This window comes from Tenacibaculum sp. M1.3A (assembly GCF_057732375.1).
The window spans coordinates 1-1,040 of sequence record NZ_JBYJEF010000024.1; the positions used below are offsets into that span (position 1 = coordinate 1).

The 1,040-nt window shown below is 56.8% G+C and carries 1 protein-coding gene and 2 pseudogenes; all 3 read right to left on the bottom strand.

What is annotated here, in order from left to right; translation table 11 throughout:
• The coding region (locus AC28QF_RS13870) for a Rop family plasmid primer RNA-binding protein (RefSeq protein ID WP_072039646.1) at positions 1-154 on the bottom strand (154 nt) is incomplete at its 3' end.
• Positions 155-301: 147 nt separating this feature from the next.
• Positions 302-628 (bottom strand): annotated as a pseudogene (locus AC28QF_RS13875) (hypothetical protein); the annotation flags it as partial.
• Between the two features lie 49 nt (positions 629-677).
• A pseudogene (gene lacI, locus AC28QF_RS13880) lies at positions 678-1,040 on the bottom strand (DNA-binding transcriptional repressor LacI); the annotation flags it as partial.

The window sequence follows — 1,040 nt, forward strand, 5'->3', positions numbered from 1 at the left end:
GCGATTCACAGATGTCTGCCTGTTCATCCGCGTCCAGCTCGTTGAGTTTCTCCAGAAGCGTTAATGTCTGGCTTCTGATAAAGCGGGCCATGTTAAGGGCGGTTTTTTCCTGTTTGGTCACTGATGCCTCCGTGTAAGGGGGATTTCTGTTCATGGGGGTAATGATACCGATGAAACGAGAGAGGATGCTCACGATACGGGTTACTGATGATGAACATGCCCGGTTACTGGAACGTTGTGAGGGTAAACAACTGGCGGTATGGATGCGGCGGGACCAGAGAAAAATCACTCAGGGTCAATGCCAGCCGAACGCCAGCAAGACGTAGCCCAGCGCGTCGGCCGCCATGCCGGCGATAATGGCCTGCTTCTCGCCGAAACGTTTGGTGGCGGGACCAGTGACGAAGGCTTGAGCGAGGGCGTGCAAGATTCCGAATACCGCAAGCGACAGGCCGATCATCGTCGCGCTCCAGCGAAAGCGGTCCTCGCCGAAAATGACCCAGAGCGCTGCCGGCACCTGTCCTACGAGTTGCATGATAAAGAAGACAGTCATAAGTGCGGCGACGATAGTCATGCCCCGCGCCCACCGGAAGGAGCTGACTGGGTTGAAGGCTCTCAAGGGCATCGGTCGAGATCCCGGTGCCTAATGAGTGAGCTAACTTACATTAATTGCGTTGCGCTCACTGCCCGCTTTCCAGTCGGGAAACCTGTCGTGCCAGCTGCATTAATGAATCGGCCAACGCGCGGGGAGAGGCGGTTTGCGTATTGGGCGCCAGGGTGGTTTTTCTTTTCACCAGTGAGACGGGCAACAGCTGATTGCCCTTCACCGCCTGGCCCTGAGAGAGTTGCAGCAAGCGGTCCACGCTGGTTTGCCCCAGCAGGCGAAAATCCTGTTTGATGGTGGTTAACGGCGGGATATAACATGAGCTGTCTTCGGTATCGTCGTATCCCACTACCGAGATATCCGCACCAACGCGCAGCCCGGACTCGGTAATGGCGCGCATTGCGCCCAGCGCCATCTGATCGTTGGCAACCAGCATCGC